This window comes from Sulfurimonas crateris, from assembly GCF_005217605.1.
Lineage (GTDB): Bacteria > Campylobacterota > Campylobacteria > Campylobacterales > Sulfurimonadaceae > Sulfurimonas > Sulfurimonas crateris.
Genome location: NZ_SZPX01000008.1, coordinates 1 through 26,254, shown reverse-complemented (window position 1 = coordinate 26,254; position 26,254 = coordinate 1). Strand labels below are relative to the sequence as shown.

General features: G+C 42.0%; 25 protein-coding genes. 1 reads left to right on the top strand and 24 read right to left on the bottom strand.

Annotation, left to right across the window (positions count from 1 at the left end; translation table 11 throughout):
- Positions 1 to 20: 20 nt before the first annotated feature.
- The 22 genes from nuoN to FCU45_RS10240 all read right to left on the bottom strand — a co-directional run bounded on the left by nuoN (position 21) and on the right by FCU45_RS10240 (position 24,441).
- On the bottom strand, positions 21 to 1,529 hold the full coding sequence (gene nuoN, locus FCU45_RS10345; RefSeq protein WP_137014991.1) for an NADH-quinone oxidoreductase subunit NuoN: 1,509 nt from the start codon (positions 1,527 to 1,529) through the stop codon (positions 21 to 23).
- Positions 1,529 to 3,076, bottom strand: a complete 1,548-nt coding sequence (locus FCU45_RS10340; RefSeq protein ID WP_137014989.1) for an NADH-quinone oxidoreductase subunit M — start codon at positions 3,074 to 3,076, stop codon at positions 1,529 to 1,531. The genes nuoN and FCU45_RS10340 overlap by 1 nt, the downstream gene beginning before the upstream one ends.
- Before the next feature lie 3 nt (positions 3,077 to 3,079).
- Positions 3,080 to 5,002: an NADH-quinone oxidoreductase subunit L gene (gene nuoL, locus FCU45_RS10335; RefSeq protein WP_137014987.1), complete on the bottom strand. Its 1,923-nt coding sequence runs from the start codon at positions 5,000 to 5,002 to the stop codon at positions 3,080 to 3,082.
- Positions 5,003 to 5,005: 3 nt separating this feature from the next.
- Positions 5,006 to 5,314 carry an NADH-quinone oxidoreductase subunit NuoK gene (gene nuoK / locus FCU45_RS10330; RefSeq protein ID WP_137014985.1) on the bottom strand — a complete coding sequence of 103 codons (309 nt, stop codon included), beginning with the start codon at positions 5,312 to 5,314 and terminating at the stop codon, positions 5,006 to 5,008.
- Positions 5,311 to 5,889 (bottom strand): NADH-quinone oxidoreductase subunit J, encoded by a 579-nt coding sequence (locus FCU45_RS10325; RefSeq protein WP_137014983.1) that lies wholly within the window; start codon positions 5,887 to 5,889, stop codon positions 5,311 to 5,313. Before FCU45_RS10325 ends, nuoK begins: the two co-directional genes overlap by 4 nt.
- Positions 5,890 to 5,900: 11 nt before the next feature.
- Positions 5,901 to 6,536, bottom strand: a complete 636-nt coding sequence (nuoI, locus tag FCU45_RS10320) for an NADH-quinone oxidoreductase subunit NuoI (RefSeq protein ID WP_137014981.1) — start codon at positions 6,534 to 6,536, stop codon at positions 5,901 to 5,903.
- A 9-nt stretch (positions 6,537 to 6,545) separates the two neighbouring features.
- The gene (gene nuoH, locus FCU45_RS10315; RefSeq protein ID WP_137014979.1) at positions 6,546 to 7,532 is read right to left on the bottom strand and encodes an NADH-quinone oxidoreductase subunit NuoH; all 987 of its coding nucleotides are present in this window, start codon (positions 7,530 to 7,532) and stop codon (positions 6,546 to 6,548) included.
- 3 nt (positions 7,533 to 7,535) lie between these two features.
- Positions 7,536 to 10,022 (bottom strand): NADH-quinone oxidoreductase subunit G, encoded by a 2,487-nt coding sequence (locus FCU45_RS10310; RefSeq protein WP_137014977.1) that lies wholly within the window; start codon positions 10,020 to 10,022, stop codon positions 7,536 to 7,538.
- On the bottom strand, positions 10,022 to 12,274 hold the full coding sequence (locus tag FCU45_RS10305; RefSeq protein ID WP_425471119.1) for a 2Fe-2S iron-sulfur cluster-binding protein: 2,253 nt from the start codon (positions 12,272 to 12,274) through the stop codon (positions 10,022 to 10,024). Before FCU45_RS10305 ends, FCU45_RS10310 begins: the two co-directional genes overlap by 1 nt.
- A gap of 3 nt (positions 12,275 to 12,277) precedes the next feature.
- A complete protein-coding gene (locus FCU45_RS10300) occupies positions 12,278 to 14,311 on the bottom strand; it encodes an FAD-dependent oxidoreductase (RefSeq protein WP_137014973.1) in 2,034 nt (677 codons plus the stop codon).
- A gap of 14 nt (positions 14,312 to 14,325) precedes the next feature.
- A complete protein-coding gene (locus tag FCU45_RS10295; RefSeq protein WP_137014971.1) occupies positions 14,326 to 14,547 on the bottom strand; it encodes an NADH-ubiquinone oxidoreductase subunit E family protein in 222 nt (73 codons plus the stop codon).
- Positions 14,547 to 15,785, bottom strand: a complete 1,239-nt coding sequence (nuoD, locus tag FCU45_RS10290; protein WP_137014969.1) for an NADH dehydrogenase (quinone) subunit D — start codon at positions 15,783 to 15,785, stop codon at positions 14,547 to 14,549. Before nuoD ends, FCU45_RS10295 begins: the two co-directional genes overlap by 1 nt.
- An 8-nt stretch (positions 15,786 to 15,793) precedes the next feature.
- Positions 15,794 to 16,600, bottom strand: coding sequence for an NADH-quinone oxidoreductase subunit C (locus tag FCU45_RS10285; protein ID WP_137014967.1), 807 nt, complete (start codon positions 16,598 to 16,600; stop codon positions 15,794 to 15,796).
- Positions 16,600 to 17,109 (bottom strand): NuoB/complex I 20 kDa subunit family protein, encoded by a 510-nt coding sequence (locus FCU45_RS10280; protein ID WP_137014965.1) that lies wholly within the window; start codon positions 17,107 to 17,109, stop codon positions 16,600 to 16,602. The genes FCU45_RS10285 and FCU45_RS10280 overlap by 1 nt, the downstream gene beginning before the upstream one ends.
- Entirely contained in the window at positions 17,091 to 17,480 is a 390-nt protein-coding gene (locus FCU45_RS10275) for an NAD(P)H-quinone oxidoreductase subunit 3 (protein ID WP_137015205.1), read from the bottom strand. Before FCU45_RS10275 ends, FCU45_RS10280 begins: the two co-directional genes overlap by 19 nt.
- Positions 17,481 to 17,735: 255 nt before the next feature.
- Positions 17,736 to 19,451 (bottom strand): bifunctional ornithine lipid synthase OlsF, encoded by a 1,716-nt coding sequence (gene olsF / locus FCU45_RS10270; protein ID WP_137014963.1) that lies wholly within the window; start codon positions 19,449 to 19,451, stop codon positions 17,736 to 17,738.
- 1 nt (position 19,452) lies between these two features.
- Entirely contained in the window at positions 19,453 to 19,632 is a 180-nt protein-coding gene (locus FCU45_RS10265; RefSeq protein ID WP_137014961.1) for a hypothetical protein, read from the bottom strand.
- Positions 19,633 to 19,738: 106 nt separating this feature from the next.
- Positions 19,739 to 20,182, bottom strand: a complete 444-nt coding sequence (locus tag FCU45_RS10260) for a nucleoside deaminase (RefSeq protein ID WP_137014959.1) — start codon at positions 20,180 to 20,182, stop codon at positions 19,739 to 19,741.
- A gap of 1 nt (position 20,183) precedes the next feature.
- Positions 20,184 to 21,920, bottom strand: coding sequence for an ATP-binding protein (locus FCU45_RS10255; protein ID WP_137014957.1), 1,737 nt, complete (start codon positions 21,918 to 21,920; stop codon positions 20,184 to 20,186).
- Positions 21,921 to 21,928: 8 nt separating this feature from the next.
- Positions 21,929 to 23,077 carry an OmpP1/FadL family transporter gene (locus FCU45_RS10250; protein ID WP_137014955.1) on the bottom strand — a complete coding sequence of 383 codons (1,149 nt, stop codon included), beginning with the start codon at positions 23,075 to 23,077 and terminating at the stop codon, positions 21,929 to 21,931.
- A gap of 52 nt (positions 23,078 to 23,129) precedes the next feature.
- Complete coding sequence (gene nfo / locus FCU45_RS10245; protein ID WP_137014953.1) at positions 23,130 to 23,975, bottom strand: deoxyribonuclease IV; 846 nt, start codon at positions 23,973 to 23,975, stop codon at positions 23,130 to 23,132.
- Positions 23,968 to 24,441 (bottom strand): hypothetical protein, encoded by a 474-nt coding sequence (locus FCU45_RS10240; protein ID WP_137014951.1) that lies wholly within the window; start codon positions 24,439 to 24,441, stop codon positions 23,968 to 23,970. The genes nfo and FCU45_RS10240 overlap by 8 nt, the downstream gene beginning before the upstream one ends.
- Positions 24,442 to 24,523: 82 nt before the next feature.
- Here FCU45_RS10240 and FCU45_RS10235 point away from each other — a divergent pair, with 82 nt between their 5' ends.
- Positions 24,524 to 25,327 carry an ion transporter gene (locus tag FCU45_RS10235; RefSeq protein ID WP_137014949.1) on the top strand — a complete coding sequence of 268 codons (804 nt, stop codon included), beginning with the start codon at positions 24,524 to 24,526 and terminating at the stop codon, positions 25,325 to 25,327.
- A 26-nt stretch (positions 25,328 to 25,353) separates the two neighbouring features.
- Here FCU45_RS10235 and FCU45_RS10230 read toward each other — a convergent pair whose 3' ends face one another.
- Both FCU45_RS10230 and FCU45_RS10225 read right to left on the bottom strand, forming a co-directional pair.
- Positions 25,354 to 25,704, bottom strand: coding sequence for a DUF3147 family protein (locus FCU45_RS10230; RefSeq protein WP_137014947.1), 351 nt, complete (start codon positions 25,702 to 25,704; stop codon positions 25,354 to 25,356).
- 55 nt (positions 25,705 to 25,759) lie between these two features.
- Positions 25,760 to 26,122: a DUF6488 family protein gene (locus FCU45_RS10225; protein WP_137014945.1), complete on the bottom strand. Its 363-nt coding sequence runs from the start codon at positions 26,120 to 26,122 to the stop codon at positions 25,760 to 25,762.
- Positions 26,123 to 26,254 lie beyond the last annotated feature (132 nt).

Here is a 26,254-nt window from a genome sequence, read left to right as displayed (position 1 = left end):
AAATACTCCTTTAGTGTATCTTAGTAGCCGCTATTATATACAAACACCGTAATAAAGTCTAAAAGCCAATTTACCGCTAGAAAAGCAAATATAGTTCCTATGGCAGCAAAACCTATGATAGTCTTGAGCGGAAGAGTAGCATTTGCACTATAAACGTGACCGCCATCTTCAACGATAGGATCTTTCATAAACATATATACGATAAGTTTTAGATAGTAATAACCCGCTATTGCCGAGTTAAGCGCCATAATTAGTGCTAAAACTGTATATCCGCCGGTAACTGCCGAGCTTATTAAGTACATTTTACCCCAAAACAGAGCAAATGGAGGAAGACCAGCCAAACTTAACATAAACAGAGCCATAATAGTAGCAGCAACAGGTGCAGTTTTTATCATACCCGCAAACTTATTGTAACTGTGGTCCGACTGCTGATGCGCAGGAAGATTTTTCTGTCTGCTTATCCATAGCATAGAGAACGAACCGAGGTTTGTAAAGCTAAAGAGTATCCAGTAAAGAAAAAGTGCACTGTTTGACTGAGTCGTACCGATCAATATCGCCGCCATTACAAAACCTGCATGCGAGATAGAGCTGTACGCAAGCATTCTCTTAACATCTGTCTGAACAAGCGCCCAGACGTTAGCCATGGTCATAGTCAGTACCACACCCATATAGAGGATGACCTCAAGCCAGACAACACCGCTGTGGATCAGGAACTCAAATAGTCTCATTGCAACGACGAAAGCAGCTATCTTTGGAACAATTGACATATAACCCGCAAGTGCAGCAGATGAACCCTCATAAACATCAGGTGTCCATGTATGAAACGGAACCATTGAGAGTTTGAAGCCGAATGATGCAAGCATGAAGACAACGCCCACAAGAACAAAGCCTATATCTTCATAGTTGTTCGCATTTAGTACCGCCGCTATCTGGTTAATCTCAACAGAACCAGTTAGAGCGTAAAATATCATGGAACCGAAGCTGAAAAATCCAGCTGCGAGCGCGCCCATCGTAAAGTACTTTACAGCCGCTTCAAAAGATTTGTCGCGGTTGTGCATAGCAATAAGCGTATAGAGTGCCAAAGAAGCAGTCTCTAGTCCTACGAATATAAGAATAAGATTGTCAGTTGCAACCATAAACTGGAAGCCCGCTATCATAAACAAGAAGAGCGCGAAGAACTCAGGGTAACTGAACTCATGGAATCTCTTATGCGTAAGTGCAAGCGGTATAAAGAGCATAGAAGCGCCGACAATAATAAACTGTGACAAAATAGCCAGACCGTCTATGAGCATAACATCAAAAAGACCCATGACCGTACCGTTTTTCTCAAATATTCCCGCAGAGTCTAAGAGAGCGACAAAATCCACTCCAAGTACAAGAAGACTCAGCATTACATAAAGAGACTTGTGTTGATCACTTTTAAACAGATCAATAACTATGATTAAGAGTGCGCCAACGATTGGGATCAGCATTGGCACAAGAGTCATTAGGTTTAGCGACTCAATAGAAACATTTACAGGTGATAACATTAGTGTGCCTCCTTAGCTGAAGTTCTTTTGATGATAAGGTCCAAATTAGGGATTCTCTCTTTTGCTTCATCTGAAATCGCTTTTTCGTGCATCAATTGAACAACGCCTTCAACGCTTGTGTTTATAGTTCCCAAAACAGGTTTAGGATATATACCAAGCCAGATAGTGATGATCACAAGCGGAACAAGAGCGACAAGTTCTCTTTTGTTAACATCAGGAAGATTTCTGTTCTCCTCTTTTGTAACCTCTCCAAAGAACATCTTCTTGTAAGCCGCAAGCATATAGATAGCACCGACTATGATAGCAGTACCAGCTAGAAGCGTTAAGATGTGTGACTGCTTATAAAAACCGAGTAAACTTAAGAACTCACCTACAAAGTTGATAGTCAATGGAAGACCTACGGATGCCATAAGCATAATTCCAAAGATAGTCGCATAGCGAGGCATTACAGAAGCCAAGCCTCCAAACTCGCTCATAAGTTTTGTATGTCTTCTGTCATAAATAACACCTACAAGAAAGAAGAGCGCGCCTGAGACGACACCGTGCGCTATCATCAAGAAGATAGAACCTGAGATACCCTCAACATTGAGTGCGAACGTACCAAGGATAATAACACCCATGTGCGATACGGAAGAGTAAGCAACAACTTGCTTAATATCTTTTTGCGCGTACGCCACCATCGCCGTATAGATTATCATAATGATCGCCAAGATAGCTATCGGGTACATAAAGTAGACCGACGCATCCGGAAATAGCGGAAGTGAAAAACGGATGAACGCATATGTTCCCATTTTTAGCAAAATAGCCGCAAGTATGACCGAACCGATAGTCGGTGCCTGACCGTGAGCGTACGGCAACCAAGTATGGAACGGGAACATCGGAACTTTGATAGCAAAACCGATAAAGAACGCAACAAATAGCCAGATCTGGAAAGATTCAGGCAGGATCAGACGGTACCACTCTAAGATCGAGAAACTCCACTGACCTGTTGCCTGATAGTAGAAGTACGCCATAAACAGCATACCTACAAGCATCACAAGCGAACCTGCAAATGTATATAAGAAGAACTTTACAGATGCGTAGATTCTAAGAGGTCCACCCCATGCACCGATGATGTATAGCATCGGTACGAGTGAGAGTTCCCAAAATACATAAAATACGATAGCATCAAGAGCAACGAAAACACCCACCATTGTCATCTGCAAGAACAGAAGCGTGATGATCATGTTCTTTATATCTTTTGTCTCACCAAGAGATGCGATACCAATGAGAGTAAAGAACGCTGCAAGAATAACGATAAAGAGCGAAATTCCGTCAACCCCTACTATGTAGTTGATACCGAATGTCGGAACAAGCGCGATAGTCTCCATAAACTGCATACCCGATGCATTTGAATCAAATGCAAACCATAGCCAGAGTGCAAGAAAGAACTCAATAGCAGCAACGGCAATACCGTAAGAGCGCATGCTCTCCCTGTTGACTACGAATCCAAGCATTGCCGCTAATGCCGGGAAGAAAATTAAAATCGATAAGATATGATCCAACATCTATTAAACTCCTAAACCTGAGAGAATTGTCTTTATTTCTCCAGAATATCTAACTGCAAGCCCAAAGACCACAGCCAATGATAGAAGAACAACAGTTCCTGCTACCATCCACTTAAGCATAGTCGATAGATTACCGCTTTGCATAACTCTTGTTTTCTCACCTGTTTGATAAAATATATTTGCTATACCATCAACAGTTCCATCTACGATCTTCTGATCGATCTTCGTCCAGAAAAGCTCTGAGAGCTCTCTATACGCTTTTACAATATAGTTCTCGTAGAAGTAAGGAATATAGTACTGATTGATGAGCAGTTTATATCCAAAACTGTTCTCCATCTTAGATGTTCCATCAGGCACTTTGATATCTTTGCTCGTATACTTTTTGTAAGCATAAGCGATAGCCGCGATTACAAAAAGTTGAGTTCCGATTGTCATGATCCAGTACGTCGTAGCCGAGTGAACATGGTACTCTGTCGCAGGAAGAAGCTCTGTGACCATATTGAAGTATCCCATCTTAAACGCACCTGCAATAACTGCAAGAAGAAGAAGCGGGCTCATCGCAACAAGCATAAATCTATACGCTTCGTGCGGATGAATTCCGAAATGCTTATATCTGTCCTCACCGTGAAAGATAAGTGCTACAAGTCTAAATGAGTAGAACGCAGTAAGACCTGCAGTAAGCAGCAATACGGTGTAGATAATAAAGTGATGTTCAACAAAAGCGACCTCTAAGATCAGATCTTTTGAGAAGAAGCCTGCAAGCGGGAAGATTCCAGCTAGTGCAACGGAAGCTACCGTCATCATAACAAACGTTCCCTTCATCACTTTGCCCAGACCACCCATCTTAAACGGATCAAGCTCATCATGCATAGCGTGCATAACGTTACCTGCGCCCAAGAATAGAAGCGCCTTAAAAAACGCGTGTGCCATAAGGTGGAAAAGCGCGACCCAGTAAGCGCCAAGACCCGCAGCTGCAAACATATATCCCAGCTGTGAGAGTGTAGAGTAAGCGATAACTCTCTTCATATCGCGGTTTACAAGCGCCATTGAAGCAGCAAAAAGTGCGACAAATGCTCCTAGTGATGCGATAAAAAGCCCTACATTTGGAATCAAATCATAAAGAGGGTTTGCACGGATCACAAGATATACACCCGCTGTTACCATCGTTGCTGCGTGAATAAGAGCAGAGACCGGAGTAGGACCTTCCATAGCGTCTGCCAGCCAAGTGTGAAGCGGAAACTGAGCCGATTTACCCATAGCACCTATGAATAGGAAGATTCCCATCCAAGTCAGTACCGCAGTGTCAAGTGACGGCATTGCAGCGAAAGCTTCATCATACTGAAGAGTTCCCGTGTTCCAGTAAACCAAAAAGATACCGATAAGCATACCAAGGTCAGCGATACGGTTCATTATAAACGCTTCGTTAGCCGCCCAAGTAGCGCTCTCTTTTTTATACCAAAAACCTATAAGTCCCCATGAACATAGACCAACACCTTCCCAGCCAATGAAAAGACCCGCAAAGTTGTCACTCATAACAAGTATCATCATTGAGAAAACGAATGCCGAGAGCCACGCGAAGAATCTGTTAAATCCTGCATCATGGTCCATATATCCGATAGCGTAAACGTGGACAACAGTAGAGACTAAAGTTACTACCATCATCATAGTAACACTTACCTGATCGACAACGAAACCAAACGGAATGTAAAGATCACCCGTAGCCATCCAAGTCATCATCTCAACATGAATAGTGTGTCCCGTAAACATTACTAAAATAAGAAGTACCAAAGAGCTTAAAAACGAAACTCCAAGAAGAACACTTGGTACAATTCCTGCGATCTTCGTCTTTGGAGATGCACCGAAAAGCGCAGCGAACAAAGAACCCACAAGCGGTGAGAAAAGTGCCGTATATAAAAAGAGTTCCATATCTTATCCTCTCATCGTTGACATACTGTCAAGATCTATATTGTTATGTTTTTTATGCCATACGATCAAAAGCCCAAGCCCGACCGCTACTTCAGAAGCAGCAATAGCTATAACGAAAAACGCGAACATCTGACCTGTAAGATCACCGTAATAGTGTGAAATTGCGGCAAAAGAGATATTTACCGAGTTTAAAAGTATCTCTGTAGCAAAAAATAGCATAAGTAGATTCTTTCTTCTCATAATTCCCACTAATCCTATTGCAAAAAGGATAGTTGAGAGTACAAGATAGTGGTTGAGTCCTATTTCCATCATGAGAGCACCTTCTTACTTTTATCTTCTTCTCTCATCTTTAACAACTCTTGTTCATTCATAAGAGTAAGAGAGAGATCCATCTTCTTTCCTGCAAGTACGATACCGGCGATCATAGCGACCAAAAGCATTACCGCTGCAACTTCAAAAGGGACAAGGTATTTTGTAAAGAGGACCATACCTACCTCTTGAACGTTGCCCGCACCTTCCGTCACCGGATATAGCGCTTCAATATTGCTTCCGACTATAGGAGCAGAAACAATAAGCACGACCAAAACTGCACTAATGATACTTAATCCAACAATAATAGCTTTATTGCCCTGCTTCTCTTTTACATCTCTTGTCGTATCGAAGAACATCATACCAAAAGCATAAAGAGCCATTACGGCACCGGAGTAAACAACGATCTGAATCGCACCTAAAAAGTCAGCGCCTAAAATAAAGAAAAACGCCGATATAAAAATCATTCCTGCCGCCAAAGCCGATAGAGCATATAGCGCCTGTGACGTCGTCACCGCTATATAAAACATCGAAATCGTTAAAAAAGCGAACAGATAAAATGCAACTGCTTCAAACATAACTAAACTCCTTAATATGCTAGAGGTGTTTTTTTAACACGCTCATCTTCATGTGGTGTGATCGCGCCAAAACCTTCAAACTCAACCTGAGTTCCGGCCTTCATCTTATCAAGCGGCGTGAGCATATCCTGATACATTATAAAATGCTCTCTCTGATCACTAGCGTTTTCATACTCGCCGCCGTGTGTAATTGCCAACTCAGGGCACACTTCAGCACAGTAGCCACAGAAGATACAACGACCGAGATTGATGCTGTACTCTGTTACCTCTTTGCGAGAGTTCTCATCGATCTTAGTGTCGATTCTGATACAGTTAGAGATACAGATCTTCTCACAAAGTCCGCACCCGATACATCTTTCAGTATCAGACTCCCAAAGACGCTTCATCTCGTGAACCGCTCTGTATCTTGGTCCAATTGGCATCTTCTCTTCAGGATACTTTACCGTATGGATGTCAAATCTGATCATCTCTCTTAGAACTACCCAAAGACCCACAAAAAGCTCGCCTCTTAGCGCTCTTTTTAGAACTCTTTTAAATTTACCCCATCCATCTGTAGGGTAAGGAGCAATATCTACCATATAGTAGTTGCTATCTATCTCCGTGACATTTCTATTGTTAAAATGTTCTTCTATATGTTCGTTATGCATACTCACCCCTTACATCATTACTATACCAGTGATAACTATGTTTATCACTGCTATCGGCATTAAAACTTTCCAGCACAGCCACATAAGCTGATCCGGTCTTATATCAGGCCAAGCCGCTCTTGTCCACAAGAAAAAGAAGAAGAAGAACGCAACTTTAGCTAACAATCCAAGAGCGCCTAAAAGACTTCCGTCTCCGTAGCCGCCTAGGAACAGAAGTGCCATAACAAAAGAGATAAAGAACATATTTGCATACTCACCGATGAAGAAAAGACCCCATCTCATACCTGAGTACTCAGTTCCAAATCCGTCAATGATCTCGTGATCGTTTGCTATCAAGTGAAAAGGTGTTCTGCCGGTCTCAGCAAAAGCCGCTATCCAGAAAAGGATGAACGCAACAGGTTGAGACCATACTATCCAGTCTGTAATTCCGCCTGATTGATACTCGTTAAAGTCGATAAGCGAAAGTGAACCTACCATCATAATTGGAGCTAAAATAGATAAGCCCGTAATAACCTCATAAGAGATAAATACAGCAGCACCACGCGCAGCAGAGAGGAGCGAGAACTTGTTCGCAGAAGCCATACCGCCTAAAAGAGGACCGTACAGGCCGACTCCCATAATACCTAAGATATATAATATACCGATGTTAATATCTGCTACTATCGGATGAACTTCATATCCGAATATAGTAAAAGATGGTAAAAACGGAATAGCAGCCGCTGCCATAAATGCAGTTGCAGCCGTAATTACAGGTGCAATTTTAAAGATGCGTCCAACTACGTTTGTAGGGACGATATCCTCTTTTGTAAAGAGTTTAATACCGTCTGCCGCAACTTGAAGTAGACCAAAAGGTCCAACATTTACGGGTCCTAGACGGCGCTGCATAAATGCGAGAACTTTTCTCTCGAAATATGTACCGATTCCCGCTAGTGCAGAAAATATAAGTAAAATCACGACGATCTTGATGATCGTCTCAATTAAATATGCTGTTTCCATATATTACACCTTTTCAATCGAAGCTGTTGCAAAGCGGTATGAGCTAAACAGTGCCTCTGAATTTAATTTAGAATCAAATGTCGGTAACACTACGATGTCACCGCTTATTTTATTATCACTTACTATATTTGCCACGATCTCACCGCTTGAGCTCTTAACTCTCACGCTGTCTCCTTCGTTAAGATCAGATCCGCTTAAGAACTCTTCACTCATATAAACACCGCTTACCTCATCAAGGTTTGTAGTCTTATACGTAAACGGAGTGAACTGTCTTACAGGATTTGCCAAGTAGATAAGAGTCCCCTGCATCTTCTCATCACTAAACGCAGCAACGCTCTCATCGCCGCTTGCAGGAGTTGAAATATTCTCCAACAAGTATCCGCGATGCTCAGTGCCGTCATTATCATAGTGGTTTGGAAGATTATCAAACTCCTCTGCTCTAAAGCCCATCTCTACAGGAAGCTCTTTGGTATACTCAATAACAAGCTCAGCATTAAGTCCGAGTGCGTTAGCGATATCGTTTAGCTCGTATCCTCTGTAACCGACCGCCGCATTTGTAGGGTTTACTCTTTTGTTTATACTTGTAAGCGTTCCCTCCTGCTGATTTATCGCAGGCATATCCAGATCACCCCCGCCAAGAGCCGATAATGTAAAGTCACCTTTTGTGTTGTAGCCGATCGTATAAGAACCTGCCTCATCGTCAAGCTCACAAATCAGTGCAACTCCCAAAGAGTTTGTAAGCGTAGGTATCATAGTAAGCTCAAACGCACTGTACTTTTCAATAAGCGCTAAAAGACGAGCAAGATTTTTGGAGTTTGGATGAGTATAGAGATCCGGTCCTGCTATCAGAGCAAATGTATCTTTTTTAGCAAGATTTTTCTCCAGAGCCTCCATAAAATTATCATCTGCGCCTAAGATCTCTAAAAGACGGTTATCATCCACTTCAACCTCTTTTGAGATCTTCTTTGGAACCATCTTCTTCTTCTCTTCTTCTACCTCTTCCTCTTCGCCAGTCTCTTCATTTTTCTTCATAACTTTTACGATCTCGGTGACCTCTTCTTTAATCACCTCTTCAACCGTTACGGTCTTTGTAGAGTGGAATGATGCAAGATAAGAGACAATATCGCTTGGGAGCTTCTCTTTATCTGCAAAGAGATCAAGGATAAGATATAAAACAGCCTCTTCTTGAAGCGGAGCGTGATACATCGTCATAATGCTTTTGCCAAACCCTTCCACAACAGGATCTTTTAGAGGGTGAAAGTAAAGACCCGCGCCCTTGTTTACTGTCATAGAGTTGTTTAGAGCATAGCGTGCATTCGGATTGTCGCTCTTTAGAGCAGTTCCGACCGAGATAACAAAGTTAGCATTGTGCGTAGCTTCGAGGTCATAACCGTAAAGTTTTGTACCGCTTATCTCGCTGTAGTCATTTAAAAATGTCTGAAACGCCTTTGCTTCACTGTTTACAAGCTTGTAACCGAACTTCTCTTTTAACTTCTGTAGAACCAGAGCCTCTTCATTGGTTATTGTAGAAGTGAATTTGATAGTGTCAGCTTTTTTAAACGCTTCCACGGCATTTTTAAATGCCGCCGCGTCTTTAGCCTCTACTCTGTTTTGGTAATCAAAGCCGTATCTTCCGGCACCGCAGAGAGAAACATAGTTCCACTCGTTCATAACGCGGTAGATCTTCTCATCCGTGTTGTCAATGCTTGTATGTTTTACGTCGTAGCTTATCTGGCATCCTGCAGAACAGTGTCCGCACGTTGCAGGTATCTGCTTGCACTCCCACGCATTCGTAGTGTAGATATAGTGAGTATCGACAAGAGCTCCAACCGGACAAACCGCGGCACACTCACCACAACTCGTACAATCAAGCATCTCTTCGCCGCTTGTCAAACCTATAAGAGATTTGTTAAGTTTGTTCCACATTGCATAAGCATCTTTTGGCATACTCTCTTTATACTCTGCTTCAAGTGCATCAGCACCGCGCGGCACAGTTTTGAGTGAGTTGTCGCCTATCATATCTTTACATGCGGTCACACATCTCTCACAGACGATACAAAGACCCGGATTGTAGTGAATATGCCCCCAGTCGATATCGCTTCTGTCTACATCTTTAACGGCATAGTGTTGTGCATCTACGCCCATCTCCAAAGTATAGTTTTGAAGCTCGCACTCACCAGACTGATCACAGACACCGCACTGCAGAGGATGGTTTACGTCATAAACCTCCATAATTGCACGGCGCTCTTTTATGATGTTTTCAGTCGATGTTACGACGCTCATCCCCTCTTTTGATTTCGCATTACATGCATAAACCTGCTTGCCGTCAGCCTCTACAAGACAAAGTCTACACGCAAGTGTGGGACTACATCTTGTCAAATAACAGATCGCCGGTATAAAGATATCGTTCGCACGGGCAGCATTGAGTATATACTCGCCCTCTTGCGTCTGAATCTCTCTTCCATCAATGTTTATAGTAATTTTGCTCATTACATTACTCTCACTATTTTGGATTTTTCAAACCTATATCTACCCGCATCTACGCTTATGTCAAATGTAGGATTTAGAGCCACGGTTCCTTTTAGTTCACTATCTAGTTTGAATTTTCTTTGGATCTTATCCCCGCCAAAGCTTATCTCAACCAGATCCCCGTCAGAAATTCTAGCAGCTACACTAAACTGAGCAGAACCATGCAGGAAGTTATCCTTAGGAAGCTGCTCTGCCTTTAGAGTGTAGTTGTTGAACTGGAGCACAGGATCGCAGTGGTAGATAATAGTACCGTTGAACTCAGGCAGATCATCAAGCTCTTCAAGTTCGCCGTTTGCTTCACAAGCTACTTCATCAAGAAGATAACCGCGGTTATCTTCTCCCATAGGCGATAAGAAGTTCTCTAAGTTATCAAATGCGATACCTTTAAATCCTGTCTCTTTGCTTAGCTCTTGCGTATACTTGATAGTCTCATCTTTATCTATGCCAAATGCTCTTGCAATATCATTTAACGTATATCCGTTAAACTGAAGTGCTACGTTTGTAGGAAGCACTCTGTTGTCAATGCTAACGACAGTTCCCTCCTGCTGGTTAAGAGCAGGTATTGCCAGATCAGCACCCTCTAGTGATGAGATCACAAACTCGCCTTTTGCATTGTATCCAACCACGCCAGGAATATTTTCGTCATGATCAAGAGTGTTTATAAGCGATACGCCAAGAGTGTTCACTTCACGAGGAACTACTACCAGTGAGAAATCGCTGTACTTCTCTATTAGTGCCGCAAGTTTAGCAATGTTAGCCGCTCTCTCATGAGCCATAAGGTCGTTGCCTATCACAAGCGTTCTCTTTTTTGCTCTTGCAAAAGATTTACTCATAAAAGAGAGCTCTTCCTCGCCGATGTTAGTCTCGGCACAGATATAGCCAAAGTCAAGATCATTAAAAAATGCTCTCTCGCTATCATCCAGATCAGCATCTTTTAGTATCTCGTGAGCCAGAAGCGCCATAACGCCCTCTTCCGTTCCTACTTCATACTTCATCATCTGTGTTGTCACATTTTGCATAAGCGCATCTTCCATAGGGTGCGCGTAAACGATCTTCGCACCGTTATGTTTTGAAGCAGTAGTGAGAGCATATCTTACACCCGGATTGTCAGTTGCAATTCTGCTTCCTATCACTATCACGGCATCTGATTGCTTGATCGCATCAAGCGAACCGCTGTGGTGAAGTTTTCCACTCACAGAGCTGTATGCTCTCATAAACTCGCCAAACACTCTTGCATCTTCATTGAAGAGCTTGATCCCAAGCTTCTCTTTTAAAAGACCCAATATATGAGCCTCTTCGTTTGTTATCATAGATGAGAAACGGATCGCTTTTGCATTTTTCAGAGCCTCTATAGTTCTGTTAAATGCAGCCTCATCACTATTTTCTCTGTTCTCAAAATCAAAACCGAAACGTCCCGCTCCGCAAAGTGACGTAAATTCAAAGTTGTTTTTTACTCTAAATATCTCATTCGCACCGTTGATAGAGCTGTGACGCGTCTCATACTCCAGAGGACATCCCGCAGAACAGTGTGCACATGTAGCAGGAACACGACCAAGTTCCCAAGCGTTTGCTCTGTACTTAAAGCCGCTGCTAGTCAGTGCGCCAACAGGGCAGACCGCAATACACTCGCCGCAGAATGTACAATCTAAAACATCGCTTCCTTTAGGAATAATGGTAGATTTGTATCCGCCAAACTGCACCTCGATAGCATCATCGCCTATGACCTCATTACATACGTGTACACACTTCTCACACATAATGCAAAGTGAAGGCTCATAATCTATAAGCCCCCATTTTTTCAAAGGACGAAGCTGGTCGCGAGCGGAGAAGTTTTGACGCTCTACGTTAAACTCCAGTGTCTTGTTTTGAAGATCACACTCTCCGGATTTATCGCATACACCACACTCAAGAGGGTGGTTGACATCATAAAGCTTCATGATGTTTACTCTCTCGTTTTGAAGCTCGTCATTGTTTGTAATGATCTCTACACCCTCGGTAGGAGGAGTATTACAGCTTAAAACAAATCCATCCACACCCTTTGCCTCTACAACACACATACGACAAGATGCGCACGGAGTCGTTTTAGAGATATAACACATAGTCGGAATATAGATACCGTTTTTGCGAGCTACGGTAAGAATTGTCTCACCCTTTTGCGCTTGGACCTGCACACCGTCAATTGTAAAATTGATCATCTTGTTCATTTCGCCCATCCTTTACGCCTGTACCATTGCGATATAGTAACAGCGCATACAGCGCTCTGCTTCGCTCATAGCTTCTTCTTGGGTAAAACCTAGGTTTACCTCTTTGTTATTGTACTTTCTATCTTCAACTTCCAGTACGGTTGAGTGCTGTCTTGCAACACCAGGCAGCCATCCTGTGACTTTCTCGTTCTTATCGTAAACGCGAAGTTTTCTCAGGTGGTCCTCCATGATCTCTTCGTCTGTTAAAGTTATCTCGCCCGTTTGAACATAGCGCGCCATTACAGAAGCTGCACGCTTTGCCTGTCCTACAGCATTTACGATCGTCATAGGACCATACTCACAATCTCCTGAAGCAAAAATGCCTTTGCGAGATGTCATATAGTCCTTGCCGTTTGTCTTTATGGTCGCCCAAGATGTCTTCTCGATCTCCCACTCTTCTGGAAGAAGTTTAAGATCAGCCGATTGAGAAACGGCAGGAACAAGATAGTCAGCTTCTATTTCATACGAAGCACCCTCTATCTTTACAAGTTCTGCGCGTCCGCCGTTTGGATCTGGAACAAGTTCAAATTTATCTATAAGAAGCGATTTTAAAATATTATCTTCATCTCTCATCTCTGCTACTGCCGAGTGGAAAAGAAACTCTACACCCTCTTCAACAGCTTCGTGATACTCTTCATAAGTAGTGTTTTTGATAATAGTCTTCTCATCTCTACGGTAGATCATATAGACTTTTTTAGCATTTGCTCTGATAGCACAACGAACAACGTCCATAGATGTAAATCCGCCGCCGACACAGACAACGGTCTTGCCTGTTAGATCCACATACTCTGTAGTAAGAAGATTCTCTTCCTGTTCAGCTTTTGAGATGGTATAACCGTACTTCTCATAAAGATTTACTTTATCTAAAAAGTCGATAGCACCCCAGTAACCTTTTATCTCAGGTCTCTCGTTTTCACAATATACTTTTTTGGAGATCCTAGTACCTGTTGCGACCATTGTTGCATCGTACTCGCTCTCAAATCTTCTCATATCGTCTGCATTGATCTTGGAGTTAGTTATAAAGTTAACACCCATATCTCTAACACACTCGATATCCTGATTGTACTTGTCAATCGGCATTCTGTATTCAGGAACACCGACCGCGACCTCTCCGCCAAGAACCGGAAGCTCTTCGTAAACATCTACATCTACGCCCTCAGCCGCAAGATAATAAGCGGTTGTAAGACCTGCAGGACCTGCACCGATAACTGCAACTTTTTTACCGATGCTCGGCTTCTTCTCCATCGGGTGGAAGAAATCATACCCGTGATCGGTCTCCCAATCGGCACCAAGGCGCTTGAGTGCCATAATAGAGATCGGCTCATCAAGGTTAGTACGGCGGCATGCATCCTCACAAGGGTGCGGACAGACACGACCGCAAACATGCGCAAGCGGCATTGTCTGGCGTGTTGCCATAAGCGAGTCGTCCATTCTAAGGTCTCTTACTCCCTCAATATATGCAGGAATATCTACATGTGAAGGACAAGCGTCAGAACATGGAGATGTGATCTTTGCAATGTAGCCTATTGCCTCATTGTAGTGTTTTGATGGTTTTTGCTCATCTATGCACTCCAAAAAAACATCTTCAAAGTGAGTCATAAGATCAATAATAGGGTTCGGAACAGTCTTTCCGATCTCACATTTTGAAGTGATCTGCATACTTTTGCCGATCTCTTTTAGATGGTCCAAATCAGCCCTGCTACCTTCACCGCGTGCGATCTTGTCAAGCTGATCGTATAAAATACGTCCGCCCCATCGCCCCGGTGCGCATCTTCCGCACGCCTCAGAGTACTCTTGATACTGTGCAGCGTACTCCATAGCAAGACGGATAACATCTACGTTCTCATCAAAGAGTGCTACACCGTCCCAGCCGATGAAAGCTTTTGATTCGCGATGAGAGTCATATTGTGCCGGTAGGTTGTAAGCTGATTCTTTCCACTCCTCTATAGGTGTGTTAATGTTATTTATAAACTCACCATTCCAAGTAGAAAAATATACTTTGCTCAAAATTTAGATCCTGCTTATTTTTTTGTCACGATAGTCCAGTCGACTTCGTTGAACTTTAAAGAGTTTAACAACTCATACCCGCACTCTTTTACCAAATCCGCAGATCTTTGGATCGGAGAAAAATCACCGATCTCAAATAAAAAGATTGCAACTTCCCCAGCTTTATGAGATGTCAATATCTCTCTCATTCTAGGTTCAAAATTATCTTTTAGGTGTCTTAAATCATATCTTTTCATTAGCGATCTACCTCTCCAAATACGATATTTGTTGTACCGATTATAGAAACAACATCCGGAATGTAGTGACCAGGAAGAAGGTCAGTTAAAATTCCCGTGTGCCAGAATGACGGAGCACGCAGTTTTAATCTGTACGGGTAAGGTCCGCCTTGAGAGTTGATGTAAAAACCAAGCTCGCCTTTTGGGGACTCAGTAGCCACATAAACCTCTCCTACAGGAGGTCTCATACCCTGAGTTACAAGAACAAAGTGCTGCATCAAAGAGTAGTTTTGCGTCATGATGTCAAGCTTTGGAGCAGAGACATATTTCGGCGCATGAGCCATTAACTCAGTCTGATTGTTTTTTACACATTTCTCGTACATATCTATTGTCTGGTAAAGGATCTTTGCAGACTCTCTCATCTCTTCCATATAGATGCGGTATCTTGCGAAGTTATCGCCCTTGTCAGAGTAAGGAACTTTGAACTCTACTTCATCATAAAGCTCGTATGGCTCCTCTTTACGGATATCCCAAGCAACGCCCGAAGCTCTTAACATTGGTCCTGTACAGCCCCATGAAAGTGCCATCTCTTTTGAGATAGTTCCCACCTCTTCCATTCTCATAAGCCAGATACGGTTAGTATCAAGAAGATCTTCATAATCTTTGATATTTGCCGGAAGCTTGTCTAAAAACGTACGAAGCTGAGCGATAAAACTATCTTGGATATCTAAAGGAACTCCGCCGATACGGATAGCAGCATGAGTAAGTCTAGCTCCGCAGTACCCCTCGATGATGTCCATAAGATACTCTCTCTCGCGGAATGCGAAAAGGAAGACAGTCATAGCACCGATATCAAGCGCAGTAGTTGCCAGCCAGAAAAGGTGGCTCATAAGGCGGTTGATCTCAAGAAGCATCATACGAATAACTTTTGCACGGCGAGGAACTTCAAGACCTACAAGCTTCTCAACTGCCAGTGCAAATCCGTAGTTGTTTGAAGATGATGCGATATAGTCCATTCGGTCAGTCGTCGGCATAAACTCGTTGTAGATCATATTCTCAGCCATCTTCTCCATACCGCGGTGAAGATATCCGATATCCGGATGCGCTTTTACAATCATCTCTTGCTGAAGGTGAAGCATTAAACGTAACTGTCCGTGAGCAGAAGGGTGCTGAGGACCGAAGTTTAATATCATCTCATTGTCTTCTCTATCAAAAGTGATATTTTCAAAAAACGGGGTTAATCTGTTTTTTACTTGCATGGTACTCCCTATCTTTGAGGGTCGTCAATAACGACCGAATCTTTTTTATCGAATTTTTTAATCATGAAAACACCGCCATCTTCTTGATAGTTCTGCTCATTCTTAGGCTCGTTGCCCGTGATCTTAGTCCCTTTAGGCACTTCATGTCCAAGACGTGCGAATCTCTCAGAGTCGTATCTGTCCACTTTTGCAGTATCGCGAAGTTCAGGCCCGATAATATCGCGTGCCTCTTTGCCGTATATCTTGTCAACTTCATACCATGAGGCAAACTCATCGCCTTGCAGAGGATAAGTTTTAAGAAGCGGATATCCCTGCCAGTCGTAAGGCATAAGAATTCTCTTCATAAACGGATGTCCGTTTGCTTCGATGCCGAACATATCGAACATCTCACGCTCAGACCAGTCAGCAGAGCGGAAAAGTTTCTCTACAGAGTTTACAGCCTCGCCTTTGTTGATAAACATTTTTATGCGAAGGCGTTTGCGTTTGTTCATGCTTAGCATCTGGTAAAAGATCTCAAACCCGCCTCTTGCAGCAAGCCAGTCAATCGCACTCATTTCACTTAACTGTGTATAGTCGCACTCATCTCTTAAAAGCTCTAAAACCTTGTAGTTATCTTCAGGCTTAATGTAAACGACCATCTGCTCAACTTGAATGTAAGCATCAAGAACTTCGACTTTTGACTTTATAGCTTCTAAGTCTGCAGCAAAAACTTCATCACTCTCTACCGGTGACTTAGGCACTTGAGGAGAGACATAAAATCTATCCGTATAGTAGGCTTTTGCTTGTACGTCATCTTTTGGTTTATAAGCTCTCATTACATCAACCTTTTAGCTTTTTGTGCTCTTGAAGCATGGTTCGCACGAATCTTTTTTTGCAGAAGCATAACACCGTACTGAAGCGTTTCAGGGCGAGGAGCACACCCTGGAAGATACAAGTCAACAGGGATGATTCTGTCAACTCCCTGAACAGTAGCGTAAGTATTGAACATACCGCCCGTATTTGCACATGAACCCATTGAGATAACCCATTTTGGCTCAGTCATCTGATCGTAAAGTCTCTTGATGAACTCGGCATGTTTTTTTGTAAGCGTTCCTGCAACTATCATAACGTCTGCCTGACGAGGAGATGCTCTAAAGATCGTTCCGAATCTGTCGAAGTCATATCTTGAAGCACCCGATGCCATCATCTCGATACCGCAACAAGCAAGTCCGTAAGTAAGCGCCCAAATAGAGTTTGAACGTCCCCAGTTTACTATCTTGTCTATACTTGTAAGTGCAACCGGCAATCCGCCGTTTTGCGTATAATTTATTTTATGTTGTGCCATTCAAGCGCTCCTTTTTTCCATGCATAAATAAAACCGATAGTTAAAAGCAGTATAAACATTAACATCTCGGCAAAACCGAACCATCCAAGTAGCTTAAAGTCAACTGCCCAAGGGAACATAAAGACTATCTCTACATCAAAAAGCAAAAAAAGCAGAGCAAAGAGATAGAACTGCGGAGAGATTCTGTTTGGCTGTTTTGTAACCTCAGGTCCACACTCATACACCGATAATTTAATTTTTTCGTTACTTTTAGCCGCCAGCGCACGACTCGCCAAACGCGCTATAATCGTCGTAACTATAAATGCACCGAATGTCAGAAGGAAAAGTACAAACACCCCAAAATACGGATTTGAAGTCACTACATGCTCCATATAACCTACCTTTGTTATTATTATTGTTTTAAAACGCATAAAAACATAAGCCGTTTGACTTAAATATTTTCACATATTTTTAGAAAAAACAGTTAGGTGGATTGTAGCAAAAAGAGTATTAAATAAAAGATTAAGAGGTTATTTGAAGCGGCTACTGTTACCAAATACTACACATTTTTTCACTCTTTTAGAGCTGATGTGTAGGACTGAAACATATATGAGAGAAAATCATTACAAACTCTCTATTTTGTAACACTACCTTAAGAGATAGCGTTTTCTTTTTTGTTCTTTTAACTTGGTTGTATCTACAACGATAAAGCCGTCAACACAGTTCTCAAACTCTCTGTCTCTGCCAAAATCAACAAACTCAACTCCGCCATCATCACAAAGTTCACTATACTGTTTATATAGTGTCGGGATAGCATGACCCATTACTTGAAGTTCATGCTTTAAGATGACAATGTCCTTCTCATAATCGTTGTTAAAAAAGAGCTCTTCAAATCTCTTTTTCTTAGCCTCATCGATAATATAGCTCTCATGATGCTTTACACTCTTTACCTTTGAACCGAAATAGTTCATATAAAAATAGACCAAAATAGCGGTAGCTTCATCGCTGTAAGAACCAGATATGCTCACGCATCCAAACATATAACGAATATCGGGATTTGTTCTTAGGTATGCGCCGATTCCCTGCCAAAGGTAGTCAAGCGCTCTTGAGTTCCAATATTTCGGCTGCACAAAACTGCGTCCAAGCTCAATGGAGTTTTGCAGATATGCTTGAGATTCGACCTTGAACTCAAAAAGGGTAGATGAGTATAGACCGTCAATGCCGTATGCCTCGACCATCTCACCCGCTTTTATTATGCGGTACGAACCTACTATCTCCAGATCTTTGTCATCCCAAAGGATGATATGCTCATAACAGTAGTCAAAATCATCTATGTCTCTCTGTTTTCCGCTCCCCTCTTTTACCTGCCTAAAACTAATCTCACGAAGTCTTCCTATCTCTTTTATAAGAACGTTCTCATCCGCATTGGCGTAGAGATAGATCTTCTTGCCGTCAGTCGTCTCGCCTATCGCTTTTGCATTTTGAAGCTCTTTTTTAAGCTCCTGTCTGTTCTCTGCCAAGGCTATGCCGTTGTGAGTTTTAAAGATGCCTTTTTGCTTTTTGGCAACCTGATAAAAGTGCTTGCGCAGAAGCTTTACCCTGTTTGAAATCTCGATATTGGGCGCATAGTAGCTCTCGTATGGGATACTCTTGCCTATGGTAAAAGAGATATTTTTGTTGTAGTGTTTAAACATCTCATGCGGGATAGTAGCCGTTGCCAACGCTTTGTTGAGCATTGAGAGAAGATAGAAGGTCTTTGAGTTTTTTGCATCGATATATATGGGCAAGATAGGAGCTTTTGTATTTTGGGCTATCTTTAAAAACCCCTTTTTCCACTTGGTGTCTTTTATGCCGTCAAGTCTTGCGCGGCTCACTTCGCCGGATGGAAAGATCACCACGACCTGCTCTTTTTGAAGTGCTTCGTAAATCGCCTCCACGGAGCCTCTTTGCATCTTCCCTTTTACATTCTCTATCGGGATAAGCACCTCATCGAGATTTTTAAACTCTTCTAGAAAATTAGATGCAACGATCTTTATATCTTTTCTTACATCTTTAATGACGTTTAAAAGCGCCAAAGAGTCAAGCGCGCCCAGCGGGTGGTTCGCTATTATGACAACTCTGCCGTAAGATGGGATTCTTGAGAGCTGATTTTTATTTATATTGATGTCAATGCTGAAGTAATCAAGCACGAACTCAATAAAATCAAACGCATCAAGGTGTCTGTTCTTAGCCAAGACATCATTTATCTCATCTTCATGAAAAGCTCTTTTAAAAAAAGAGAGCACTCCATTTCGAACAAGAGTGGGCAGTTTGGCAAAAGATGGGTAGTTATGGTTAAAGTAGTTCTCTACGCTGATTGACATTTTACGCCACCATATATAAAGAGATCAGATATTTAGCGATATCTTTTGGGGTGTTGCTTCCGTTGATATACTCTTGTTCTATGTAGTCCCACTCATCATTGACCATCTCTTTGGCTTCATCAGAGTTTATATAGTAGTATTTAGCAAGGTAGTTTATTATCGATATTGTAAAAGCTGGCACTTGTGCCTCCTGCGACAAATTTTATAATAGCATTTTGCATAAAATTTGTTACAGACTAATTACTGAGAGGTTACAGAAGTGTTACGATTTATAACATTTTTGAGTATTAGTAGAGAGTTTTATCCTCTTTTGCGCTCCACGCTTTAAAAGGCTTCAGACACTCTTCTCTGTCGATGTTCTTTAGCTCCAATGTCTCTTTTTCGTAAAACTCTGCATCTCTAAAGCCTATCTTATCGGCATCTCTGCTTGAGGCACCGTAGTAAACGGTTTTAATGTTTGCCCACTTTATAGCACCCAGACACATGGGACACGGCATACATGTGGTATATATCTCACATCCGCTAAGATCGAACGTGCCCAGTTTTTTAGAGGCTTTTTTGATCGCATTCATCTCGGCGTGGGCTGTTGGATCGTTGTTCTTTATAACCTGATTGTGAGCTTTTGAGATTATCTTGCCATCTTTTACGATCACCGCTCCAAATGGACCGCCGTGATTGTGCTCTACGCCGCTAAATGCCTCTTTAACTGCTTGGTGCATAAAGTCGTTCATATTACTTATTTAAAAACCCCATCATCTTCTCACTGTCAAAACTGGCATCTTTCTCTTTTTTGATCTCCTGCTCGAAATCTTCTAAAGAAAAAAGAGGTTTTTCTCTTACAGCTACCTTATATGCGGTATTTTTCACTATCAAGCTTATCTGTCCGCCCGTTAATGAATAGCTTGATAGCTCACTCGCGTCAAAACCCTCTTCGTAGGGAGCGTTTAGAGGGAGCATCTTTTTCCACAATGCAAGCCTCTGCTCTTTGTTCGGTTTTTTGAACTCTATCTTGTAATTAAAACGTCTTGAGAACGCTTTGTCTATATTTTCAAGCAGGTTTGTCGTAGCGATAAGAACGCCTTTGAACTTCTCTATCTGCTCCAAAAATATGTTCTGCATCTGGTTGTGCATCTGATCTGCACCGCTGTTCGTTCCGCTAGATCTAGCGCCCAAAAACTGGTCAGCCTCGTTCAACAGAAGGATAGGCTCCGTCTTTGTTTTTTCGCAAAGGTCATAAAAAGTATCAAAGATCTTACGCACATTCTTCTCGCTCTCTCCTACATACATAGAGAGTATCTTTGAGCAGTCAAACGCCAGAACCTGACGCTTAAGCGACTTTGCAAGAGAGTACGCGGTCATAGTTTTACCAGTTCCAGCCGCACCGTAGAAGATAATTCTTGCGTCAATGCCGCTCTTTTTATCTTTGATGCCCCACTCCACAAGTCTTCCGACAACCTCTTTGTCTAGCTGTCTCATAAGGTTTTTAAGCGTATCTTGCGTCTCGTTTGCCAGTACGACATCTTCAAGCGAGGTCTCTGGTTCAACAAGCTCAAAAATATCCTGCTCGTCGATAAGCGTGTTAAGCTTTATTCTGCGAACCTTTTTATTTTTTTGCGGATGGATAATGCTCTGAAGAACATCATCTACAATATAAAACGCACGCGAGATGCCGCCAAAAGGATTTAACATCTCCTCGTAGTCGATTATTCCGTCGTTTATAAGGTTTGAGCCATCCTCCAGCAGCGAGCGGTTCTTTATACGTTCATACTCATCGAGCGATATCAGCTCAATTAGCGTATTCATCTCGCGCAAAGAGGCGTCTGTTGCGCTGTACTCTTCACGAAGGAGAGCTAGAAAAATAACCTGCTCTTTTGCGTCCATCTTTTTCTGCTTAAAAAACTTATCTAGCACGAGCTTTTCAGGGGTTTGAGCTACTCTGTCCTCTATACGTTTTTCAAGCTGTTTTAGCTTTGCCTGAGTTCTGTCTATGCCCAAAGAGTGCTCATGCACATTTTGGCGGATAGCGCTCATCTTTTGGTAGAGGTCTATGCGTAAAAACTGATCCTGAAGATACTCAAGATGGTCCGAGTATGGCTTAATGTCTGGCAGTTCACTCTCAAGCGCCCCCTCTTGAAGAAGTTTCAGAAATGAGGGAGATAGTCCTACCGCGCTGTTTAAAAGCTCCAAAGGCGTGACCTCTGATATCTTAATAGGCGTAAAGCTCTGCTGATGGAGCCAGCCAAGTTCCAAAAGAAGCTTGACCTCGGCTATGTGCTTTATCCCCTCATACTTCTCGTTGCCGTATATCTCTTGAAGCAGGTCTAGGATGAGGACATCATCTTCCCCACGCATATATCTCTTTGCGAGTGTCTGCAACAACTGTGCTTCTGTTTTACTACATTTTAGCTGAGCAAAAATAACTGTTTTTTCTATATCTTTTGCTTCTAAAAAATCAATTAATGTTTCCAAATATATCCTTAAAATCTATACTCTAAAGCTGATGATATCAGCAGTGCGTTTGCGTTTGAAAATTCGCCCTCAAGTGAGCCGTTTGAGACCTTTTTATCTTCTCTTACCGAATAAAGAGCGCCGATGCCTACATTTATCTTCTCGCTCACTTGGTATCTTGCACCGAATGATACAGAGAACGAGTCAGAGTCGGGCAGCTCAAAACCAAGTGTCTCGTTCGGCGTTGGTGATTCATCGATGAGCAGACCGCCCATAAGGGTTAGTTTTTCCAATTTTTGCGTTATACCGAAGCGAAAAGTATCAGTGTCTCTCCAATTCTTTGCGATTGGTGCAGGATCTGGCAAGCCTTGTCCAAAGTCAAAATCAAGTTCTTTATATTCAGACCAAAAATTTCTCTCATAAACAAACTCAAAAGTTGTTTTACTTGGTAAAGTATAGGCAACTGCAATGTTTAAAAGAGCAGGTACGGGAATACTAACAGATGCATTACTTTTTAAAGTGTTGAGAGAAACATCACCCTCTACACTCAAATCTACTTTTGAACGGTACGCAAGTGCCATTTCAAGTTCCGGTGAAGCCTTATAAGAGAGTGCAAGATTATATCCTATGTCTATGGAGTCACCATTCATGTCTAACGAAACACCAGGGGGACTCCTTTTTACCACTCCCTCTGAGTATATCGCTCTGATCCCCAAAGCAACAGCTATCTTATCGCCGATAGGAAGTGCAACGCTCGGATTTATCTCTACGGTTTGAAGCGTAAACTCCTCCGCCGAGTAGATCGCAGGAGCGCTCTGCCATCTTTTTGAAAGACCTGCGGGAGAGACTATACTAAGCCCATAACGTGCACCGCTTATCTCCTGCGAGACATAGTGAAGAGTGGGAACGACAAAGTTCTCTCTTTTTGAGTTTATATCTATGCCTGCTGCTTTATAGTTTATATCGCTAAGCCCGATATACATAAGGTTTGCTTCCACAACCGCCTCATTTTTCATAAAAACCATATTTGCAGGATTATAATATGCCGCATCTGCGCCCCAAGCGTGTGCGACATTTGCGGCACTAAGAGCAACGGAGTTTAAAGATGTCTCCGGAATCTTATACCCTCCTGCGAAGAGGCTGCTGCAAAATAGAGTAAAAAGAACTATATTTCTCACTTATAACCCCTCCCCTTTTATTAAAAACCCGCTGATTCTACACAAAAACCACTTAATTCTCAAAAGAGTAAAGCAGCGCTATCTCATCTTTCCAGATGGTATCATCGATCGTCTCAAGGATAAGAGGTATATCGTTCATCCTCTCATCGTTCATGATAAACCTGAACGCATCAAGCCCTATCTCGCCTTTGCCTAGAGAGTGGTGTCTGTCAACGTGCGATTCGAATTTTGCTTTTGAGTCGTTTATATGCATTCCCATCAAATATTTAAAACCTATGATCTTATCAAATTCGCTCCACGTTTTATCGTAAGCTTCTCTTGTTCTTATATCATAACCAGCCGTGAACATATGGCAGGTGTCTATGCAGACTCCGACACGGCTTTTATCTTCTACTTTATCAATTATTTGAGCCAGATGCTCAAACTTCCAGCCTAGATTGCTTCCCTGTCCTGCAGTATTTTCAAGAACCAAGCTTACACCCTCTGTTTTTTCAAGAGTTCTGTTCATAGCATCTGAGATCTTACCCAGACACTCATCTTCGCTTATCTGCTTAAGATGGCTTCCCGGGTGAAAATTGAGTCTATCAAGCCCTAATAGCTCGCATCTCTGCACCTCATCCAAAAAAGCGTCTATTGATTTTTCTCTTTTATCCGCTTCGGGATGACCAAGGTTTATAAGGTACGAGTCGTGAGGAAGTATATGACGAGGCAATATTCCGCTCTCTTGCAGAGCTTTTTTAAACTTCTCTATCGTCTCGCCATCAAGCTCTTTGGCGCTCCACTGTCTCTGGTTTTTCGTAAAAAGAGCAAATGCCTTTGCTCCTATTGCCACTGCATTTTCAACTGCATTGAAAACACCTCCGCTTGCACTTACATGCGCACCTACAAATTTATTCATCTATATCCTTTACATTAAATATTATTGAGTTTTTTCTATCTTTAAAAAAGACGCCCTCTGGCTCCACTCTGTAGCTTATATCAACATCTTCGTCTTGTATCTTTTGAGTAAATCCGTTCTCTGTTTTACTTAGATTTTCTCCGTCGTAAATAGCACGAGACAGTAGTATGTTTTGAAGCGTATCATCTGGATATACGGCATTTAGATACTCTTTGTTAAAGCTGCTTTTGCTCATACAGCCGCCACTTACACAGATGAGATGGTTTATGGCTATCTTCTCTATGCTTTTGCCTGCCATAAAGAGCTCAAGCTCTATTGATTTGTCACTGTTGCGAAGATAACCAACGTCTGAGAACTTTATCTTTGGCGATTTTATAGTAATGATCTTTGTCTGTGTATGTTCATAGTTTTTGATGCTGCACGCACTAAAAAAAAGAAGAGTAAAAATCAATAATATATATTTCATAATCGAATTGTACCGACATAAAATTAACTGCCATGTGTTATTCAAATGTTGATAAAATTCCAAAAAAATTCAGAGGAACCAAATGCACAGTAAAATCAAAACGATTGTAGAGAGCAGGAGCTTTGTTAACTTCATAACCTACCTTATCATCCTAAACGGCATAACTATGGGGCTTGAGACTTCAAAAGAGTTTATGGCAAATTTTGGCGGAGTTACTTCACTTTTTAACACGCTTGTCATCTCAATTTTTACAATAGAGATTGCGATGCGCATCTATGTTCACAGGCTCTCTTTTTTCAAAGACCCGTGGAGCATTTTTGACTTTTCAATTGTGGCAATATCGCTTGTTCCGCTAAGCGCAGGTTTTGAGATACTGAGAGTTTTAAGAGTTCTAAGACTCTTTAGGCTTGTCACGGTCGTGCCTCAGATGAGAAAGATAGTCTCCGCACTTATAAGCGTTATCCCTGGAATGCTCTCTATCGCTGCACTCATGGGGCTCTTCTTCTACATCTTTGCCATCATGGCGACACAGCTCTACTCCGAGAAGTTCCCAGAGTGGTTTGGAACGCTTGGCGAATCTTTCTACACCCTTTTTCAGATAATGACATTAGAGTCTTGGTCTATGGGAATCGTGCGCCCCGTCATGGAAGTGTATCCGCTTGCATGGGTATTTTTTGTTCCGTTTATCTTTGTCGTGACCTTCATTATGATAAACCTTATAGTCGCTATCGTAGTAGATGCAATGTCGATCATAAACAAAAAAGAGGAGGAGCACATCGTAGAAGAGGTTCACACAGCTGAAAATCACACAAATAGCGAACTATCCCTGCTTAGAGAAGAGATCGCGGAGTTAAAAGCTCTGCTAAAAGCGAGCGTTAAGAGCTAGAGAGTTTTTCTCTGGCTCAGACGTTTCTATAGCTTGATCCCTACTTTACCTAAAAAATATATGACACCGTAGTAAGCCGTGATCGTCAACAGCGTAGAGATGATAAGACTTGGATAGAAGTGCATACCTTTTTTTATCAGCAGAGGAAACACTATAAATAGAGTCATAGACGGAGCGATCAGCCAGACAATCCTGCTTGAGAACTCCACGGCACTTTTGCTATCGTTCGTATCTATATACATCCATATCATAGCAAGTATTGAGACCAGTGGAATAGCTGCCAACAGCGCACCCATCAAACTGCTTCTTTTAGCAATTTCTGATATCAATACTATTAAAAATGCCGTGACTGTGAGTTTAAAGATATAGTATATCAATGTTTTGCCTTTTTATAAATTTCCAGAGCAGTCTGAGTTTAGACTGCTCCATATACTATTTACCGCTGTAATTAGCACCTGTAACTTCACCGTACTCACTGACGAATACATAAAGCTTTTGCTTTTTTACATCTTTTACGGATTCATTAATAAAAACAGCCACCCACTCCATTTTACCGCCAAAACTCTTTTTCTCCGTGCTTTGTGCCTCTATGCTAGACCAGCTTTTATCGATCTTGGAGCGTTTAATCAATCCTTGGAGCTCTCTTTTAGCTATCTGCTTTACCTTCTCTTCACTGACTTTTACCGATGCGTGGCTATGACCATGCTCTGCGTCATGACTATGTCCTGAGCCTGCAAATAGTGTTGTAGCTGATATAGCCGCCAAGAGAGCTAATGATTTTAGTAGATTTTTCATTTTTTTCCTTCGTATAATATATTTATCAACCAAATAGTTAAAATATGGTTGTGTGTTCTTAAAGACTCATAGTTTTCACAAAAGCTAATAATAAACAGGTTTCTTTCCTTTTTGGACTTAAGTACCAGCACA

What these genes read in the sequence shown, in the direction of transcription:
- FCU45_RS10275 (WP_137015205.1), bottom strand. Translation starts at nt 17,480, where the DNA reads ATGGAGCATGTAGTGACTTCAAATCCGTATTTTGGGGTGTTTGTACTT.
- nuoK (WP_137014985.1), bottom strand. Translation starts at nt 5,314, where the DNA reads ATGATGGAAATAGGACTCAACCACTATCTTGTACTCTCAACTATCCTT.
- FCU45_RS10295 (WP_137014971.1), bottom strand. Translation starts at nt 14,547, where the DNA reads ATGAAAAGATATGATTTAAGACACCTAAAAGATAATTTTGAACCTAGA.
- nuoH (WP_137014979.1), bottom strand. Translation starts at nt 7,532, where the DNA reads ATGGAAACAGCATATTTAATTGAGACGATCATCAAGATCGTCGTGATT.
- FCU45_RS10325 (WP_137014983.1), bottom strand. Translation starts at nt 5,889, where the DNA reads ATGTTTGAAGCAGTTGCATTTTATCTGTTCGCTTTTTTAACGATTTCG.
- nuoN (WP_137014991.1), bottom strand. Translation starts at nt 1,529, where the DNA reads ATGTTATCACCTGTAAATGTTTCTATTGAGTCGCTAAACCTAATGACT.
- FCU45_RS10235 (WP_137014949.1), top strand. Translation starts at nt 24,524, where the DNA reads ATGCACAGTAAAATCAAAACGATTGTAGAGAGCAGGAGCTTTGTTAAC.
- FCU45_RS10260 (WP_137014959.1), bottom strand. Translation starts at nt 20,182, where the DNA reads ATGAACGACTTTATGCACCAAGCAGTTAAAGAGGCATTTAGCGGCGTA.
- nuoD (WP_137014969.1), bottom strand. Translation starts at nt 15,785, where the DNA reads ATGCAAGTAAAAAACAGATTAACCCCGTTTTTTGAAAATATCACTTTT.
- FCU45_RS10285 (WP_137014967.1), bottom strand. Translation starts at nt 16,600, where the DNA reads ATGAGAGCTTATAAACCAAAAGATGACGTACAAGCAAAAGCCTACTAT.
- nfo (WP_137014953.1), bottom strand. Translation starts at nt 23,975, where the DNA reads ATGAATAAATTTGTAGGTGCGCATGTAAGTGCAAGCGGAGGTGTTTTC.
- FCU45_RS10280 (WP_137014965.1), bottom strand. Translation starts at nt 17,109, where the DNA reads ATGGCACAACATAAAATAAATTATACGCAAAACGGCGGATTGCCGGTT.
- FCU45_RS10240 (WP_137014951.1), bottom strand. Translation starts at nt 24,441, where the DNA reads ATGAAATATATATTATTGATTTTTACTCTTCTTTTTTTTAGTGCGTGC.
- nuoI (WP_137014981.1), bottom strand. Translation starts at nt 6,536, where the DNA reads ATGCATAACGAACATATAGAAGAACATTTTAACAATAGAAATGTCACG.
- olsF (WP_137014963.1), bottom strand. Translation starts at nt 19,451, where the DNA reads ATGTCAATCAGCGTAGAGAACTACTTTAACCATAACTACCCATCTTTT.
- nuoL (WP_137014987.1), bottom strand. Translation starts at nt 5,002, where the DNA reads ATGGAACTCTTTTTATATACGGCACTTTTCTCACCGCTTGTGGGTTCT.
- FCU45_RS10305 (WP_425471119.1), bottom strand. Translation starts at nt 12,274, where the DNA reads ATGGGCGAAATGAACAAGATGATCAATTTTACAATTGACGGTGTGCAG.
- FCU45_RS10310 (WP_137014977.1), bottom strand. Translation starts at nt 10,022, where the DNA reads ATGAGCAAAATTACTATAAACATTGATGGAAGAGAGATTCAGACGCAA.
- FCU45_RS10225 (WP_137014945.1), bottom strand. Translation starts at nt 26,122, where the DNA reads ATGAAAAATCTACTAAAATCATTAGCTCTCTTGGCGGCTATATCAGCT.
- FCU45_RS10340 (WP_137014989.1), bottom strand. Translation starts at nt 3,076, where the DNA reads ATGTTGGATCATATCTTATCGATTTTAATTTTCTTCCCGGCATTAGCG.